12 protein-coding genes and 2 rRNA genes are annotated in these 17,666 nt (G+C 41.5%); 9 read left to right on the forward strand and 5 right to left on the reverse strand.

The features are described from left to right. The 5 genes from C505_RS0116950 to C505_RS0116970 form a co-directional block, all read left to right on the forward strand. A 23S ribosomal RNA gene (locus tag C505_RS0116950) occupies positions 1 to 217 on the forward strand; the annotation flags it as partial. Positions 218 to 359: 142 nt separating this feature from the next. After that, positions 360 to 475 (forward strand): 5S ribosomal RNA (gene rrf / locus C505_RS0116955). 736 nt (positions 476 to 1,211) lie between these two features. Beyond that, on the forward strand, positions 1,212 to 2,786 hold the full coding sequence (locus C505_RS0116960) for a DUF6056 family protein (protein ID WP_018693826.1): 1,575 nt from the start codon (positions 1,212 to 1,214) through the stop codon (positions 2,784 to 2,786). Then, entirely contained in the window at positions 2,786 to 3,130 is a 345-nt protein-coding gene (locus C505_RS24990; RefSeq protein ID WP_018693827.1) for a GtrA family protein, read from the forward strand. The genes C505_RS0116960 and C505_RS24990 overlap by 1 nt, the downstream gene beginning before the upstream one ends. Before the next feature lie 2 nt (positions 3,131 to 3,132). Further along, positions 3,133 to 4,074, forward strand: a complete 942-nt coding sequence (locus C505_RS0116970) for a glycosyltransferase family 2 protein (protein WP_018693828.1) — start codon at positions 3,133 to 3,135, stop codon at positions 4,072 to 4,074. Between the two features lie 81 nt (positions 4,075 to 4,155). Here the strand turns inward: C505_RS0116970 and C505_RS0116975 are convergent, their stop codons facing one another. The 4 genes from C505_RS0116975 to C505_RS0116990 all read right to left on the reverse strand — a co-directional run bounded on the left by C505_RS0116975 (position 4,156) and on the right by C505_RS0116990 (position 10,756). Further along, positions 4,156 to 5,871, reverse strand: a complete 1,716-nt coding sequence (locus tag C505_RS0116975; RefSeq protein ID WP_018693829.1) for a glutamate decarboxylase — start codon at positions 5,869 to 5,871, stop codon at positions 4,156 to 4,158. 160 nt (positions 5,872 to 6,031) lie between these two features. Then, on the reverse strand, positions 6,032 to 8,875 hold the full coding sequence (locus C505_RS0116980; RefSeq protein ID WP_169337063.1) for an EAL domain-containing protein: 2,844 nt from the start codon (positions 8,873 to 8,875) through the stop codon (positions 6,032 to 6,034). A gap of 109 nt (positions 8,876 to 8,984) precedes the next feature. After that, positions 8,985 to 9,311, reverse strand: coding sequence for a DUF3630 family protein (locus C505_RS0116985; RefSeq protein WP_018693831.1), 327 nt, complete (start codon positions 9,309 to 9,311; stop codon positions 8,985 to 8,987). Then, a complete protein-coding gene (locus tag C505_RS0116990; RefSeq protein ID WP_018693832.1) occupies positions 9,299 to 10,756 on the reverse strand; it encodes a protein adenylyltransferase SelO in 1,458 nt (485 codons plus the stop codon). The genes C505_RS0116985 and C505_RS0116990 overlap by 13 nt, the downstream gene beginning before the upstream one ends. Before the next feature lie 220 nt (positions 10,757 to 10,976). Here C505_RS0116990 and C505_RS0116995 point away from each other — a divergent pair, with 220 nt between their 5' ends. Then, a complete protein-coding gene (locus C505_RS0116995) occupies positions 10,977 to 11,192 on the forward strand; it encodes a hypothetical protein (protein ID WP_157369154.1) in 216 nt (71 codons plus the stop codon). 191 nt (positions 11,193 to 11,383) lie between these two features. On the opposite strand, the gene recQ is transcribed toward C505_RS0116995, so the two are convergent. Further along, entirely contained in the window at positions 11,384 to 13,279 is a 1,896-nt protein-coding gene (recQ, locus tag C505_RS0117000) for a DNA helicase RecQ (protein WP_018693834.1), read from the reverse strand. Between the two features lie 45 nt (positions 13,280 to 13,324). Between recQ and C505_RS0117005 the strand changes: the two genes are divergently transcribed. The 3 genes from C505_RS0117005 (at position 13,325) to C505_RS22780 (ending at position 17,554) form a co-directional block, all read left to right on the forward strand. Beyond that, positions 13,325 to 13,786, forward strand: coding sequence for a thioesterase family protein (locus tag C505_RS0117005; RefSeq protein WP_018693835.1), 462 nt, complete (start codon positions 13,325 to 13,327; stop codon positions 13,784 to 13,786). 118 nt (positions 13,787 to 13,904) lie between these two features. After that, a complete protein-coding gene (rarD, locus tag C505_RS0117010) occupies positions 13,905 to 14,798 on the forward strand; it encodes an EamA family transporter RarD (protein ID WP_018693836.1) in 894 nt (297 codons plus the stop codon). A 215-nt stretch (positions 14,799 to 15,013) separates the two neighbouring features. Further along, positions 15,014 to 17,554, forward strand: a complete 2,541-nt coding sequence (locus tag C505_RS22780; protein ID WP_018693837.1) for an EAL domain-containing protein — start codon at positions 15,014 to 15,016, stop codon at positions 17,552 to 17,554. Positions 17,555 to 17,666: the final 112 nt, after the last annotated feature.

The following is a 17,666-nucleotide window of genomic DNA, read 5'->3' on the forward strand; positions in this document are numbered from 1 at the left end:
GTTCGGGTTGTCACGCCAGTGGCACTGCCCGGTAGCTAAGTTCGGAACTGATAACCGCTGAAAGCATCTAAGCGGGAAGCAGGCCTCGAGATGAGTCATCCCTAGGAATTAAATTCCTCTAAAGGGTTGTTGAAGACTACGACGTAGATAGGCAGGGTGTGGAAGCGCTGTGAGGCGTTAAGCTAACCTGTACTAATTGCCCGAGAGGCTTAACCATACAACGCCCAAGTGGTTTTGTGTGGCGGTCTAGAGACGATAAAGAAATCGAGACTAAGGTTACTAAAGAATTTGGATTTAGAAGAAATCAGCTTTCGAATTGTGAATAAAGACGAAGAACGAACGACAAAGCAACGAATTTGCCTGGTGGCAATAGCATTGTGGCACCACCTGAATCCATTCCGAACTCAGCAGTGAAACGCAATAGCGCCGATGGTAGTGTGGGGTTTCCCCATGTGAGAGTAGGACACCGCCAGGCTCCCAATTGAGAACCCAGCCCGAAAGGCTGGGTTTTTTTATTTGTGGTGTATGATTTTACAGAGATACTGCGTTGTCAGTTCCTCACATAGTCGTACTATGCTGCGTCACTTCCGCCTTGTCTCTCGTAAAATCTCCGCCAAAACCTGTCTGTATCTGTCTCTATATCAGCTTTAGCGAAATACTTGCTGCCTCACTGCGTGCCTCTTCCCTGAAATGAAATGCCATGATTGAGAGAATACCAATTGGATATTCATTTGGTCACATCAATCCATGCTCTTCAGACATGCTTTTGGCTCTTTCTCTATCTAAAAAAAGAATGCCAAGCATCTGAACATGTATCTTTATCGTCTTTGAAAACACGGTTGCTCAGGCAGTTTTTCTCAACTCTTGCCAGACTGGGGATCAGCGCTGGTGAATAGTGCGGTATCTTCAAGATAGCGAGGTTTTTGAAATCATTTGCAATATCTTCTGTTTGACCCAGAGATTGACGCTGGTGCGGCTGACTTTGATGTCTAGAGTCTCAATAAACCACAAACAGCCATCAAAAGTAGGCTGTCTCATCATACTTTTAAATCAGCATTGTGATAGAATACACGCCGTTGCCGTAGTGCCATAGCCCTGATTGATGTCATCGGAAAATAATAGGTACACGAGCCATTGGCAAAAAACGTTAATCGAAAATTCTCTAGACAATTTCCTCAGAGAACGACGATAGAATTAGGTGAGGGTCAGTTTTGAATTATCGATTATCAGTTGGTCTACTGGTTTCCATTTTTTTTGTACTTAATATTTTTTTTCCTTTAATTTCTGATGACTTTTGCCACCTCAATAATTCTGCTGCTAGGGGTGGAGTAGAAGCAGTGATTCATAATTATCTGAACTGGAATCCGAGAACAGGTGAATCCATAGCGCTTTTATTTGGAGAAAGCTTATCTGGTTTCGTATTTGATGTATTGAATACGTTTGTTTTCTTTATATTCATTGTTCTCATTCATCCACTTCTATTTGCAAGAAAAGGTCATTCTAAAGAGGATGGTTTATTCTTAGTGGTTTTCTTCGTGCTCTTTTCATTATTTTCTGTTATTGGTGCGACCTTTTTATGGCGCGCGGGTGCTTTGAATTACGCTTGGGCAATTACATTATGTTGTATCCACTTTTCACTTTTTCGCTATCTCTATGCAGGTGTTCATCACCCATATGATAATGCCAACGCTGCTTGGATCTTGTTGTTTACCACAATCAGCTTTTTTGCTGGGATGAGTAGTTATGATCTTGGTGCATTAGGAACACTATTTCATCTATGTGTCATGGGCAGTTTTGCAGCGAAACGACAGCTTCCGAACGGGAGGTACTTACTGCCTGCTGTCGTATTTATCGGAGGCTTTGTCACGCTCTATCTAGCCCCAGGAAATAAAATTCGAGCATCATATCTCGAGGATTATGTTTCACTATCTCAAAACATATCTTGGTTATTATCATTTGAATGGTCAATTCTAGCCAACCACTATCTTGATGTATTAGGTCAGTCTATGAATAGGACGACACACCTCATTGCATTGGCTTCATTATCTACAGTGTGGTTTATTTGTCGATTACAAAAAAAATATCACTTTATGCCTCTGAAATGGTGGCATCTTGTTTCAGGATACCTATGTGGTGTCTTTACTTTACTGGGTTTACTCTATGCTGGCAGCGAAAAGCCATCTGGGGAGTCACTAGGCGGTGTTATCTTATTCGCCAATTTTGTTTTATCGTTGATTGCTGGTGTATTTCTACTCAAAAGAAAATCACTCATTCAGGATAATTATGAGCAATACGTAGCAATCACATTACTTCATATACTAATCATTATTGATGTCTCTGCTTATGTTGTTGGTTTCATTCCCGGCCGTCGAACATATATGACGGCATCATTCATGGCTGCTTTAAACTTAGCTCTCATGATCCAATTGTCATGGCCTATTTTGGCAAGGAAGATCGTGTTTTACCCTATGTTGACAATTAGCATGCTCATGCTGTCTCTGCATACTGTTGGTCTTAACATAACAGAGTCTTATGTGATCAAGCCGGCTGTGTCAAAGGCTAGTGAAGAGGATGAAGTGATCATCCATCAGACATATTATTTGTTACATATTCGGCCAAAGCAATTTAAAGATTGGGAAACACTTTCTACAGATAAAACAAATTGGGCGAACCAATGCGCAGCTGAATATTATCAAGTGAAGAGTGTGGCATTAGCGAAGGGAGAAGATAAATTGCCATTGACCCAATATATCCGCTATTTATTTGGTACGCTTCAAGGCCAATGATGTTTATTCGTTATGCACTTATTGGGCTGATTAATACAGCCACCCATTTTTTCACATTCTTTGCTTTGATTTCATTGGGATTTAGCCAGGCTGTAAGTAATATATCAGGGTTTATGATTGCTGTCAGTGTGTCTTATATTCTGAATTCAAAGTTCACCTTTAAGGTAACATATCGTCTCAAGCGATATGTGAGCTATGTCGTAGGAATGGGTTGTCTCAGTTATTTAATTGGCTGGCTAGGTGACTTTTTCGCACTGAATCCCTGGGTTGCTTTAATATCCTTTTCTTTGCTTAGCCTATTTTTGGGTTTTCAATTTTCAAAATTTATTCTTCGTAGGGAGTAGTCATGCTTTTTTCGATTATTGTGCCGATATTTAATGAAGAGGAAACGATAGCTTTATTTTATCGCGCAGTGAGAGGTGATCTTTTTTTGAAACAACATGATGTTGAAATCGTTTTCATTAATGATGGCAGCTCTGACGCTTCAGAAGACATCGTAAGAAGCATTGCACAAGAAGATTCACTTGTAAAACTCATCAGCTTATCGAGAAATTTTGGGAAGGAACCAGCATTATTCTGTGGCTTGGAATATAGCCAGGGTGATGTTGTGATCCCGATGGATGTTGATCTTCAGGACCCTGTCGAACTGATTCAACCTATGTATGAAATGTGGCAAAAAGGTGCAAAAGTTGTCCTAGCAAAACGCTCATGCAGAAAATCAGATCACGTTTTAAAACGTCTGACAGCAAGATGGTTTTATAAAATCCATAACTTGTTGTCACATTCCAAAATTGAAGATGATGTCGGTGATTTTCGACTTCTCGATCGCGATGTTGTGAATGTGATCATATCTTTGAATGAGAAAAACCTCTTTATGAAAGGCTTGCTTTCTTGGCCAGGTTTTAAAACTGATGTCGTAGAATACGTCAGGCCTGAGCGCCATGCAGGGACAACGAAGTTCAATGGAATTCAGTTGTTTAGATTGGCGATTGAGGGGATCACAAACTTCAGTACAGCACCATTAAAACTTGCTAGCTATATTGGATTTATAGTATCAATTTTATCTGGGTTTTATGGATTGGTGATTATTGCAAAGACTATTTTTCTTGGGGTCGATGTCAAAGGTTATGCCTCTTTGATGACTGCAATGCTTTTCCTAGGTGGGATCCAGTTGATCGCAATTGGTATTCTGGGTGAATATGTAGGCCGGATCTATTCAGAGGTGAAATCTAGACCGCGTTATGTGATTGAATCACTTCTTGGATGTGATGAGAAGAAGCCGGATTAAATCACAGCGAATTGGTTCTTATAAATAGAACAACCCACTCTAGGCTCCTGATGGTCAGAGTGGGTCATATAGTCTTTTATTTTACTTTGCCGCAACAGGAGCCTTTTTTGCTTTTAGCTCCTTTTCACGTTTCAACTTGTTTGCGCTAAGCATCATCTTATTTGCAAGATCACTTAAACGTTGGTGACTGTGTAACAGCTCTTGATCATCTGCTCTTAAATCTCGTTCTTGGAGTGTGACGGATACCTCGAAAATCTTTTCGGGATACTTCAATGCACGTGTTTCTTCTTCCAGAGTTTTGATTGAATTGACATAGTGCTCAATCAAAATATCTGCCATTTCCCAACTAAAGCTTTCTTTGACCACCATACGCATAACGTTGATCACGGGGCCATCATATTGTGCGAGTGCGTCATCGTATTTGTGTAGTGGTGGGTATTCTTCTAGTGGCATTGAGAAAGCAGGAACAATCCACCCATTTTGCTTTAGCTTTGCTGCGATATCATGCACGTTATAGATATATTTTTCGGAATCATTATCCGATTGGTTTTTGTCACCGAAGTTCATTCTCACAGCGGCAGCTGGAAAATAATTCGCGTTATTGACCATTTCAAAGACAGGGTGATTATCAATAATTGCTTTACCTGGGTCGTCTTCAGTCACTTTTTCTTTCACAGTCACCCGAATTGCAGATAATCCGTTTGCAAGGTGCCTTGCGACTTTCATCAGATTTTGAATGACGGATTGATAGCCCTCTTTACCTAGACGTAGGAAGTTGTAATACTGAGCCAAGACCATCGCGCTGCCACGGGAGAAGTTGAGGCTATATGTTGTTTCATCAAACCCAAGAACATTTGTAGAAATAAACAAATCTTCTGGAATATCTTTGATATCACGCCATAAGGCCCAACCGACGCCAGGATAAACTAGCCCGAATTTATGGCCTGAAACATTGATCGATTTAACTTGTTCGAGTTCAAAATCCCATTTCAACTGTGGTATACGATCATACTGTCGGAATGGTTCAATGAATCCGCCACTTGCACCATCGACATGGAGAGGGATGTCTAGATTTTTATCTTGTTTGATTTGCACAAGCTTATTGTTAATTGACTCTACAGGATCGTTTTGCCCTGTATAAGAGGTTCCCATAACAGATACAACACAAGTTGTGTTGTCATCGACTTTTTCAGCGACTTCATCCGCAGTAATCGTGAAATTATTCTCAGGTTGTATCGGGATCCAGCGGATTTCCAAATCAAAGTACTTAGCATATTTAACCCAAGTGATATGCACATCGGAGCCAAGAACAATATTTGGATTTGATGTGTCTTTGCCTGCTTTTGATTGTTTTTTCTGCCATTGACGTTTATGTGACAATGCGCAGAGCATGAGTGCTTCTGAAGAGCCAATCGCTAGTGTCCCCCAAGGGCCTGAGCGATCTTCATGTAGCTCTTCCGCGGTTTTCATTTTGCCTGGTGCTTTATAGAGATCCAACATCATTTGAACGCAACGTTGCTGGATATCCAGCGTGCGATGATACACTTCAGAATCAATATAATTTTTGCCGAGATTTTCACTGATTAACCGATTAGCCTCATCATCCATAACAGTCGTGACGAAGGAAGCCATATTTAATGTGGGATTGCCATCGAGTTGAAGTTCATCTCGGATAAAACGGTACACAGCATGGGGCTGGTGAGAATTAACCGGAATTTCATTTTTAGGTATATCTTCGCCAAATAACACGCGACCATAGGTTGGTGTCAGGCACGCCTGTTGATCTGTCTTTTTCATGTATTTTGTCCTGATTGTTGAAAGGCCATCATACGCAGCACGACGCAGTGCACAAGATTGAATGGCACAGGCTGTGATGTGGAGAGTTTGTTTTACGGCTGGCTGTTTAAAAATAGAATGGAATGGTAGATTTGCCAGTGCAATACCTATTTCAGAAAGCCTAATTTACAGAGCTGCGTGAAACATGGGGCATTGCGAGTTCATCTAGTGTTGTGGGCTGATGAAGCGCGTATCCTTGGACATAATCAATGCCCATTTCTCTGAGATCTATCATGACATCATCTGATTCGACACTCTCAGCAATGGTTTTGATGTTCATTGCTTTAGCGACTTCTTGAATCGCGGAAACCATGGCTTTATCAATCGGATCTATCAAAATATCTTTCACAAAACCGCCATCAACTTTAATGTAATCGACAGGCAAATGCTTGATGTATGTGTAAGAAGAAAACCCACTTCCAAAGTCATCCAAAGCAAACTGGCAACCTAGGGGTCTCAAGGTTTGGATAAAGTCGAGCGAAGCTTGGGCATTGACGATGGCAACAGTTTCTTTGATTTCAAAACAGATCAAATGATGTGGGATCTGATACTTTCTGAACGCTTCAACAACAAAGTCCTTGAAGGATACATCAGCCAATGATGATCCTGAAAGGTTAATGCAAGCCATGCCTAGCTTTTCCATATGCGCGGTCTGAGTTGATAGCCACTGAAAATAGGTTGAGATCACCCAGCGATCGACTGTAGGCATGATGTGCAACCTTTCTGCGATTGGCAAAATGGTATCTGGTAGGATTAACTGATCATCCATTTCCAACCGGAGTATTATTTCATATTTTGGATGGATGGTTGTTTGATGCAGGGATCGGATATTTTGAAAATAAAGCTGGAACTGGCAGGCTTCAATCGCTGATTCCAGTTTATTTGATCGCCCTTGTTGGTTGGCTTGGCGATGCTCTGTGCGATCTTCTTCTGTAAAGATATGAATACGATTCACGCCTTTGGACTTGGCTGATTGACAGGCGATCTCAGCTTCTTCCATAAGCTCTTCAAGACTATGTCTTTCTTGTCCTATCTCGACCATACCAATGCTCGACTCTACAGAAAAAGCACTTGCTTCCCATGTAAACCGAACTTCTTTAATGGCTTCCTGAAGTCGATATGCAGTGACAAATGCCTGATTTCCTGAAGCTTCAGGGAGTAGTACAAGAAATTCGCTACCATCATGACGTGCGATATTGCCACGTTGGCCAATACTCGTTTTTAGAATATCGCTGAGTTGGCGAAGTAAGGAATCCCCAGCTGCATGACCGCATGCTTCGTGGATCTCTTTAAATTTATGAATATCAACCATGAGCAATGTTGCGGCACTTTGCCCTGATTGAATCGCAATATGTGTTTTATGTAAACGTTTTTCAAACTCTGTACGGCTCAATGTACCAGTGAGAGAATCATGTGATGCAAGGTACTGAAGTTGTTGATTCGTTTGGTGTTGCTCTGATATATCTGTCATTGTCCCATAAATTATGTACTGCCGATCTGTTTCAGAATGAACCATTTGCAAAGAAATTTGTGCCCAAAAAGAATGACTGCTCCGCCTTAGTAAGCGGATTTCTTCATTTTGGATCACCTGACGTTGTGTCAGCTTTTCTTTAATAAGGTGTATTTGTGCTTTTTCAGCGATAAATCGCGCAGGGCCATGGCGACTGACAAATGCCTTTAATTCTTCAAATGATTGGAATCCAAGCATCTCTATGAAAGCTTGATTTGCGCTTAAAAGGCGTCCATCCATACTTGCAGTGAAGAGTCCGACAAGACTGTGTTGATATATATCTCGAAAAGAAGCAAGTGGCATATCCAAAATGTCGACTTCAGTTGGATGATTTTCCCCTTTCACTAATTTGCCTGCTGGGTGGTAGGCGAAAGAAAAGTACATCAGTACACTGAGCGCAAGCGTAATCGCAACATACTCCGGGATCCGCATATTGGAAAAGAAGCCAAGGTGGCTGGCTGCCAACATAAAAGCGCTCATGAGAATCATAAAGTAGCAGATGGCCAAATCCAGATGTTTTCGATCTTTCAGCACGCGGTTTACACAGCTAAAAAATAATCCTACACAGGTGATAAATACAATGATCAGAAATATCATTGGACGCCAATGCGATGGAAAGAATAGCGGCGAAAACAACACGATAAATCCGGAAAACAGCAAGGTTGACATAAATAGCTGCTCATTCCGTGTGCTATCTTCAAGCAATACTTGATCCGCAAATTTCACGATACTTGCGATCAATAATCCACCAGAAATATAGAGCACACTTTGGTTAATCTCCGGTTCATTTGGCCATAAATATTGAAATCCTAGGCCTGTATATGTGAGATAGAACATTAAAAAGCTGATTGATGTCAGCAATATATATGTACTTTTAGCATTACGATATAGATATAATAAAGTAGCTTGGCGGGCCGCGATAAGCAGAAGGATCCCAATCACAATACCAATCAGGATCAATTTGAAAAATTTTTGGTCAAAATAAACTTTCTCGTTAAACAGCTCCCAGTGAAAAGTATTAATTCCATCATCAACGATTCGCGTGTATAGCTCAAACTCTTGTCCAGGGAGTATCTCTACATGAACCGTGTAGGTCCTTGATGCTATCGGCCTTTCTGAAAAAACAAACTGATTCCCAGACTTTAATAAGGGCGTGATTTGGCTGGACTCTCGATCAAATAGGTAAAAATCGACTTCGTCAGCCAATGGAAAAGAGAATTCAAGGACACCATGATAGGGGGTTTTTCCCTGATATTCGAGCGCTGAAACCAACCAGACAGCATGGTGCGGCTTGATAAAAACAGGGACTTCCTGATCGGATTGTAGCCAGCCATGATGCAACTCTGGTTCGAAGATCATACTATCTACGGTCGTTGTTTTTGGCGTAATTTGATAACGAACAAAGGGATGAAGCTTCACATTTTCTGTATGTTGTTCTAGCTTGTTTGGCAACATGTGAAAACTGGAGGCGTAAGGGGATATGCAGACAAGTGTCAGCATGAAGCAGTACATCAACAAAAGTTTGAGTAGTTTCACCGCAAGCAAATCGTTCTTCGATCTATTTTTAATCAATCGTTTTTATCATTATGGATAAATTTTCGTATAATGCTCGTACATTTTTCTCAGCTTGGGTCTCTTGAGCACTGATCCAAATACTCTCAGAGTACCCCTCATAGACAATTGCGAAGAGCGCTCCAAGGAAACGAAAATAGGTGATGTGCATGTCAGCACCTACTTCAGGTTCACCTATGGGAAATAATTCTGGGCAATGTTGCAGAAGTTCTGATGAAAACATTGAAAATTCATCCCAATGTATTGTTTCTAATGGTGTCAGAATGATCAGTACTTCGTTGGATTGTTCAATGATCTGGAGTTGCTTTAACTGCTGCATGAGATCTCTAAGTGTTTCCCCCACTCAGGAGGAGGATTGGACATATCTTCGTATTTACTTTGTGTATCATAAGGATTTTGTAGTATTTTATGTAGTGTTTTTAATGGTGTGTAATCGCCTTTTTCTGCTGATTCAATGACATTCTGTGCAAGATAATTGCGCAAGATAAACTTCGGGTTTTTTTTCAGCATTGTCTCATGACGGTTTTCTGTTTTCGTATCCTCCTGACTTAGACGCGCAATATAAGTATTGAGCCACGCTTGAAGTTCTTCTCTATAAATATAATCATCACAAAAAGATTGGGTAGACTGCTTTTCATCGAAGGTCGATAGATTTCGGAAAAAGGAGGTATAGTCAGCTTTTTCTTTTTCCATCCAAGTAAACAACGAGGCGAGTAATGTTTGATCTGACTTTTTCCCTTCACTCAGTCCAAGTTTTTGCCGCATGAGTGTTGCGTAGGCACCAATCAGCGCAGGCTCATATTCTGATAAAGCTGACTTTAATTGTTCTGGGTTCAGAAAGTTTGATAATGAATGGCCGAGCGCGTTTAAGTTCCAAAGCGCGACCCCTGGTTGTTGATCAAATGCATAACGACCATAATGATCGGAATGATTGCAGATAAATCCGGGATCATAATCATCTAAAAATCCATAGGGACCGAAATCAAATGTCAGACCCAGGATTGACATATTATCTGTATTCATGACGCCATGAGCAAAGCCAAAAGCCTGCCATTTCGCAACCATTTCTGCTGTTGAATGGACAACTTGCTGAAAAAAATGAAGGGCAGGGCTTGCGGAATCTTGTGCTTCTGGAAAATGATATTTGATGCAATAGTCGAGAAGTTGTTTTAATTTGTCTTGCTGGCCAAGATAAAAAAAGTTTTCGAAATGTCCGAATCGGATATGGCTTTCGCAAACCCTCAATAATGTTGTGGCATACTCTGTTTTTTCCCGTTGGACAGGCTCAGTGCTGGTGACTATCGCAAGTGCTCTTGTTGTTGGTATCCCAAGCGAATGAAGTGCTTCTGATGCCAGAAATTCGCGAATTGAAGAACGCAGTACAGCGCGACCATCACCAAATCTGGAATAAGGTGTTTGTCCTGCTCCTTTGAGGTGCAAATCGTATTTATTGCCAGTTTGCGTGACAATTTCACCAAGGAGAATACCACGACCATCGCCTAATTCCGGATTGTAATTCCCAAATTGGTGTCCTGAATATTTTTGAGCAATCGGTTGTCCCCCTTTGGGTATGGACTTTCCCGATAAAATGTCGAGAAGGTGTTCACTGTACCAATCTTTTGGGGGGATATTGAGCGTTTCAGCGAGGGATTCATTCAAAATAACGAGTTGAGGATTTTGAATGGAAGTCGGTGTTTGGTGTGAGTAAAACCCACTCAATTCATCATGAAAAGTATTGTTCAACAGCCATTTACTCTGGGACACAGCGAACTCTCAATTAATTTTGAAAAATGATTCTAGAGCAACTCAAGTGGAATTCAACCTTTTTCAATACCAGTATTGAATAGAAACTTGCGTGAGAGCAAACTTTTGTTAGTATAGGCCGCAAAGGAAAACATTGGTTTGCCAACTGACCGGTTTTGTTTTAAACCTGATGCATACTGATGATAAAGTCGAAAATGTAAGCCAAAAGGAGAATTTTAAGATGGAACGCGTTCAATTTTCGAGAATTCAGACAGAAAAAGGACTATTTAGAGTTGATGGTAAATTTCATGATAACCCAGCAAACATAGAGTTTTCTTCATTGGAAAAACTTGAGGAAGAGGGCTGGGTCGATATTACCCAGGAACATAACATGTCGCCCGGGTGGTTGGAATTAGTCTCCCATGTGAAATATGCAGTCGCCTCTGAATTAAATTGAGTAGTCTCGAAGGCTGCTACGCTAAAGCGCTGTTTAGCTTAGCAGCCGGGTACGGTCTTGCAATGGGAGCATTGTGAGATCGTGCTAAAGTACTCTTTACTTTAAGTACTCTACACCATAAAAATCATCCACCACAAGTACTCACTTTCATCGGTGATTGGATATGAAGGCAGACTTCATGTACAGAGCAATCAGCTTGTCACTTCCGTTGAATATTCAAAAATCTCCGCCATAAAATCATCCCCATAACGGGATAACTTTGTTTGTCCAACACCACTGATTGATAAAAACTCAGCCTCATTTGTTGGCAAGTGAATACACATTTCGACCAATGTTGCGTCACTAAAGACAACAAATGGTGGGATTTCCCCTTCGTCTGCAATCAGCTTTCTGAGCTTCTTTAATCGCGCGAACAATTTCTTATCGTAATTGAGGTTGAGGTGAGATGCCTTCGAAGTCGCTTTCTTCTTAAAGTCAGTCAACCTTGGCGTGGCGAGCTGTAGAGGTACTTCTCCTTTTAAAATACAACGTGCATTTTCTGTGAGTTTAAGAATAGAGCTTTGCGTGATGTCTTGTAATAAATAACCATGATGGATCAGTTGGCGGAATATACTCAGCCAGTAATCATGAGAGTGTTCTTTGCCGATGCCATAAGTAGACAGCTTATCATGGCCATAATCTTTAATCCGCTGGATGGATGAACCACGTAAAACATCAATGACATAGCCAACACCAAAACGCTGTCCAACACGATAGACGCAGGACAATGCTTTTTGTGCTTCGACGATCCCATCAAATCGTTTAGGGGGATCAAGGCAAATATCACAGTTATTGCAGGCATCCGTTCTGAATTCATCGAAGTAATTGAGGAGGACAACACGCCGACATGTTTGCGCTTCCGCGAAAGCTGCCATTGCATTAAAACGTTGGTTTTCAACCATTTTTCTATCTTCGTTTTCGTTGCTTTCTAGTAGTCGGCGTACGCGTGGGATATCTGCAGGATCGTAGAGGAAAACAGCTTCAGCAGATAAGCCATCTCGACCTGCTCGTCCGGTTTCCTGATAATAAGATTCAATATTTTTAGGGATATCATAATGCAGGACAAATCGGATATTTGGTTTGTTGATCCCCATGCCAAATGCAACCGTTGCGACAACAATTTGAATATTATCTCTGCGGAAGTCATCCTGAATGTGTTGGCGTGTCTCGTTGTCTAAACCTGCGTGATAGCCTGCTGCTGCAAATCCTTGTTCAACTAAATGTTCGGCAAGTGTATCGACTCGTTTACGGCTGGAACAATAAATAATGCCACATTGGCCTTCCTGGCTCTTTAGAAATTGGACAGTTTGTTTTGTGGCATGAAACTTTTCCTGTAGTGTGTATCGGATGTTCGGTCGATCAAAGCTGCCCGTAAACAGAAATGGCTTATGAAGCTGTAATTGTTGCAGAATATCCTTGCGTGTCGCGCGATCGGCTGTTGCTGTGAGTGCCATGACAGGTGTGTTTGGAAAACTGTATTTTAACTGCCCAAGTCGCGCGTATTCTGGCCGAAAGTCATGACCCCATTGAGAGACACAATGTGCTTCATCAATAGCAATTAAACTGAGCGGTATCGACTGCAATCGTTCCATAAACTGGGGTTGAAAAAGCCGTTCAGGTGCTACATATAGGAACTTCAACGTATTATTATGTAATTGTTGATATGTATCCTGAACTTTTTCACGAGATAACGTGTTATTGAGATAGGCAGCGGCAATTCCATTACCCGTTAATTCATCCACTTGGTCTTTCATGAGTGCGATAAGTGGAGAGATCACCAGCGTGATGCCTGGGAGAATTAACCCAGGAATTTGATAACATAGAGACTTACCACCACCAGTCGGCAGGAGTATCAGACTGTCGCTTTGGTTGAGCGTCGCTTCTATCGCTTCAGCCTGTCCAGGGCGGAATTCGTGGTAACCAAAAGTTTCCTGAAGCTTGTATAATGCTGCTTGTGTGGTTGTCACTGTTGTATACTGGCTAAGAGTCGAAAGAGGCTTATTGTAAAAAAATTCGAGCAAACTGTCTTGTGAAATCACGGTGTTCATTCATCAACATACCTTATTTCCCAACAATCAATAAGATGAGGCATTATGGACAAGCAACAAGCGTTACTCCTTCATTTTATCGCAGATATTTTTATGGACCATATGCCATACAACCAAATTCTGGGGATCAAGGTTGTACGATTTGATCATCAAGGTGTTGAAATCCGTTTCCCTTGGAAAGATGAGTTTATTGGTAACCCGATGCAAAAAATTCTTCACGGTGGTGTCACCGCATCCGTATTGGATGTTGTTGGTGGGTTGATGGCGATTGCTGGTGCAGTTGAGCGATTCGAAATTTCAACTGAAGAACAATTCAGAGAAAAGTTATCCAGTATGGGGACGATTGACCTGAGAACGGATTACTTAAGACCAGGTAGAGGTAAAGAATTTGTCGCAACGGCAGAGGTGATCCGAACTGGGAATAAAGTATGTGTTTGTCGTATGGAACTCTATAATGAAGAGCAGTTGCATATCGCCTCAGGTACAGGAACATACTTAGTTGGTTAGAAAGACTTGGTTTGAAGAGCAGGTTGGTTAGGAGAACCGTTTTCGATAAACATCAGCTAAAAATTACAGGCTGAAATATTCAGCCATTCATGACCATGGACATTTTTGAGGAGTAAACATGGAACAGGAAACACGCAAGGGTGTATATCTTGCGCTATTTGCCTTTGTCTTTTGGGGGGTTGCCCCAGTCTATTTTAAATTACTGGATGCTGTCCCTGCGACAGAGATTTTGCTACACCGAATTATTTGGTCATTTGTGCTTCTTTTTCTATTGCTTATCTTCACGAAGCAGCTCTATAAAGCGAAAGCCATCTTTAAAAACCCAAAGCAAATGCTGTATTTAGGGAGTACGGCAATGATTATTGGAGGAAACTGGTGGTTGTTTATTTGGGCTGTGAATCAAGGACATATTCTGGAAGCGAGCCTTGGCTATTACATCAATCCACTGTTAAACGTTCTACTTGGCACCCTTTTCCTCAATGAAAGATTACGTAAAGGACAAATGTTTGCTGTTGGGCTTGCAATGTGTGGCGTTCTTGTTCAGCTGGTGGCACTTGGCAGTTTACCTATCATTTCCCTTGTACTTGCAAGTAGTTTTGCTGTTTATGGGTTATTGCGAAAGCAGCTCGCAGTAGATTCGATCGTTGGTCTTTGGTTCGAGTCCATGCTTCTTCTGCCAATCGCTTTGGGTGCTTGGTATTTTGGTGACTGGAGTCACTATAGTGACTGGACCCAAGCGCCGAATCTGTATATTTTTGGTTTGATCATGGCAGGTGCGATCACCACAATCCCGCTGGTAAGTTATACTGCTGCGGCGAAAAGGCTGACGTACACGACGATTGGATTTCTTCAATATATTGGTCCAAGCCTAATGTTTCTTCTGGGCGTCTTTGCGTATGGTGAGACAATCAGTATGGAGAAGCTCACCTCTTTTATTTTTATCTGGACTGCTTTATTTGTCTTTACACTGGACTCAATTCGCACACCGCGGATCACCCCAAAAACGACATAACTTCCATGCCTGTTTATCTGCTAAAGGGTAAACGGGCAGCCCTCCAACAATCTCATCACCGCAAACGCAAGGGTACATTCAATAATGATTTCCCTAAAACCCCTGATACTTCTTGTCGTGTAGTCGTTTCATGAATCGTGTTTTACGGAACATATGGGCCGGACTAATATGAATACATGTACCTAAAATAATACTTATTTTGCTAGGAAGAACCTATGCGTGCTTGGATCTCTTCGTTAATCACATCACTTTCTCACCAACACGGACAAGCTTATTTAGATGCATTAGGAGTATCTTTAGCACAGGCTGTTGAAGCTCAAGCGCTGGCTGTGGTTCATTTCGAGCGTGTCGATTGTATGATGAAAGTCGATACTTGGATTGAGTCAGGTCAGGCCTATACATGTGATTTAGTAAGGTGTCAGGATAAGCAAGATAAGGATAGATGCGGGGCTGAATTCTTTCGAAATGCCGCAAATCGGATCTTCAAAGATAAATTACCCTATGCACAATATTGTGATGCATCAGCGTTCCAAATGTATGCCTACCCAATGCTTGATGTGAATGGTATAGAGTCTGGTGCGATCATCGCCTTTTTCTCGACAGAATTGAGTGAATTGGATGAGTCACTTTTATCCACTTATTTCCAGTTTTGTGCGACATTAATTGTGAATGAACAAAGCCGAGTGGAAGCTTTGGCTTTATTAGAGCGTGAACGTTGCCTGCTTGCGAATGCTCAGAAAACTGCAAAAGAAGGGAGTTGGAGTTGGAGCTTAATTTCGGATGATTTGTACTGTTCACCCAATTTATTTTCAATATATCAGCTGAAAGAGATCTCATTGGAGTATTATGACTTGATGGGGTTGAGTCATCCTGATGATCAGGAAAGAGTGAATCGAGCGATTCTATGCGCGCTAGGAAGTGATGAAGCTGTCTTTGATGTAGAGCATCGGATTGTGACACCAAAAGGAGAAGAAAAACAGGTCCGTCAAACTGGATATATTGTTCGAGATGATTTGGATGTTGCAGTGAGGATTGATGGCGTTGTACGCGATTTAACAGAGAGCAAACAAGTCAATGCAGAGCTTCAGCTTGCCAAAGTGATTTATGATTATGCGAGTGAAGCGATCATTTCAACCAATGAAGAAAAAGTGATCCTGAGTGTGAACGAAGCATTTCGACGGATCACTGGATATCAAGATGAGGATGTCGTCGGAAAACATGCTACGTCATTGAGTTCTGGTAAGCACAGCGATTCATTCTTCCATGATATCGAAAAGTGTCTGGCTGAGACTGGCGGATGGGAAGGTGAAATTTGGAGTCGCCGAAAGAGTGGAGAGGCATTTCCTGAACAACTTAAAATTAAGGCAATTCGTAATGCAACGGGTCAGGCTGAAAAATACCTCTATATTTTCTCAGATATCAGCGCACAAAAAAGTGCAGAAGCAAAGGTTGAGTATCGAGAAAACTATGATGCCCTCACACGTCTTCCAAACCGAGCCTTATTTATTGATCGTTTAAAACAGACCATTATTCAAGAGAAACAACGGGACGGTCAGTTTTGTTTGATTGTTATCGATCTGGATCAATTTAAAACAATTAATGAATCCCTTGGACATGCGATTGGGGATGATCTGCTAAGAGCAGTCGCAAGACGTCTTGTGAGTTCGGTAAAACAAGAGGATACAGTTGCCCGTTTGAGCGGTGACGAATTTGCGATCATCACACGTTCAACGACAGATGTGGAAGGTGCGCATAAGCTGGCTTCATCGTTACAGCAAGCGATGAACATGCCATTTAAATTGTCGCTTGGCAGAATGATATATATTTCGGCCAGTATGGGGGTTGCGATCTATCCCCAAGATGGGGCGAATGTGAGTCGTTTGATGTCTGTGTGCGACCAAGCTGTTTTTTTGGCGAAGAGTATTGGACGAAATACTTACAGTTTCTCTAGTCAACAGAATATCAAGCGGCCAGAACGCCAACTACTGTTGCGAAATGCCTTGAAAGAAGCAATAGAGCATCAAGATATTTCACTGAAATATCAACCGATTTATCATTTTAATGAACCAGATCAGTTTCAATTTGAAGTGCTTGCGCGATGGAAGCATGAGACGCTTGGTTGGATTGAGCCATCAGAGTTTATCCATATCGCGGAAGTTTCTGGGTTGATGTCGGATTTAGGAAAGCATATTTTAGTCCGAGCATGTAACGATTTGAATGAACTCCAGCTCTTAGGTTTTGAGGGGGTATGTTTCCATGTGAATCGTTCTGTGCAGGAGTTTTTACAGCCATCACTCTGTTTATCTATTTTGGAAAAGATTTTTGCAAAAACGAAGATCAAACCTGAGCAGGTTGCTTTTGAAATCCAAGAATCGCTTTTATTGTCTGATGAATCAAATATTGAAGAGATCCTACTTGAACTGAAACGTCGTGGTCACTCGATAGCAATTGATGATTTTGGCGTTGGTTTTTCTTCACTATCTCACTTACGAAAGTTTCCGATTGATACCATCAAAATTGATGAAGTCTTTATTCATGAAATGGAGCAAAGTACGCAAGACTATATTATGGTGAAAAGTATCATCGATATGGCGAAGGCGTTTCAAAAAAAGGTGATCGCGGAAGGAGTGGAAACACAAACGCAAGCGGACCTGTTACATAATATGGGCTGTGATGCATATCAAGGGTACTTTCAACAGGAGCCAATGCCATTTTCTGAAGTGATTGATTGGTTGAGGCATCAAGACGATGCATAAAAAAGCCACCCGGGGTGGCTTTTGAAGGGTAATTTGAGAAAGTAGACGCTCGAACTCGTATATATGTATAAATATACAGTAGTGTTATTCAGAGTTCAACTCTGATTTTGCC

This window comes from Algicola sagamiensis DSM 14643 (assembly GCF_000374485.1).
Lineage (GTDB): Bacteria > Pseudomonadota > Gammaproteobacteria > Enterobacterales > Alteromonadaceae > Algicola > Algicola sagamiensis.

What these genes read in the sequence shown, in the direction of transcription:
- rarD (WP_018693836.1), top strand. Translation starts at nt 13,905, where the DNA reads ATGGAACAGGAAACACGCAAGGGTGTATATCTTGCGCTATTTGCCTTT.
- C505_RS0116985 (WP_018693831.1), bottom strand. Translation starts at nt 9,311, where the DNA reads ATGCAGCAGTTAAAGCAACTCCAGATCATTGAACAATCCAACGAAGTA.
- C505_RS0117005 (WP_018693835.1), top strand. Translation starts at nt 13,325, where the DNA reads ATGGACAAGCAACAAGCGTTACTCCTTCATTTTATCGCAGATATTTTT.
- C505_RS0116995 (WP_157369154.1), top strand. Translation starts at nt 10,977, where the DNA reads ATGGAACGCGTTCAATTTTCGAGAATTCAGACAGAAAAAGGACTATTT.
- recQ (WP_018693834.1), bottom strand. Translation starts at nt 13,279, where the DNA reads ATGAACACCGTGATTTCACAAGACAGTTTGCTCGAATTTTTTTACAAT.
- C505_RS0116980 (WP_169337063.1), bottom strand. Translation starts at nt 8,875, where the DNA reads ATGTTGCCAAACAAGCTAGAACAACATACAGAAAATGTGAAGCTTCAT.
- C505_RS0116970 (WP_018693828.1), top strand. Translation starts at nt 3,133, where the DNA reads ATGCTTTTTTCGATTATTGTGCCGATATTTAATGAAGAGGAAACGATA.
- C505_RS22780 (WP_018693837.1), top strand. Translation starts at nt 15,014, where the DNA reads ATGCGTGCTTGGATCTCTTCGTTAATCACATCACTTTCTCACCAACAC.
- C505_RS24990 (WP_018693827.1), top strand. Translation starts at nt 2,786, where the DNA reads ATGTTTATTCGTTATGCACTTATTGGGCTGATTAATACAGCCACCCAT.
- C505_RS0116975 (WP_018693829.1), bottom strand. Translation starts at nt 5,871, where the DNA reads ATGAAAAAGACAGATCAACAGGCGTGCCTGACACCAACCTATGGTCGC.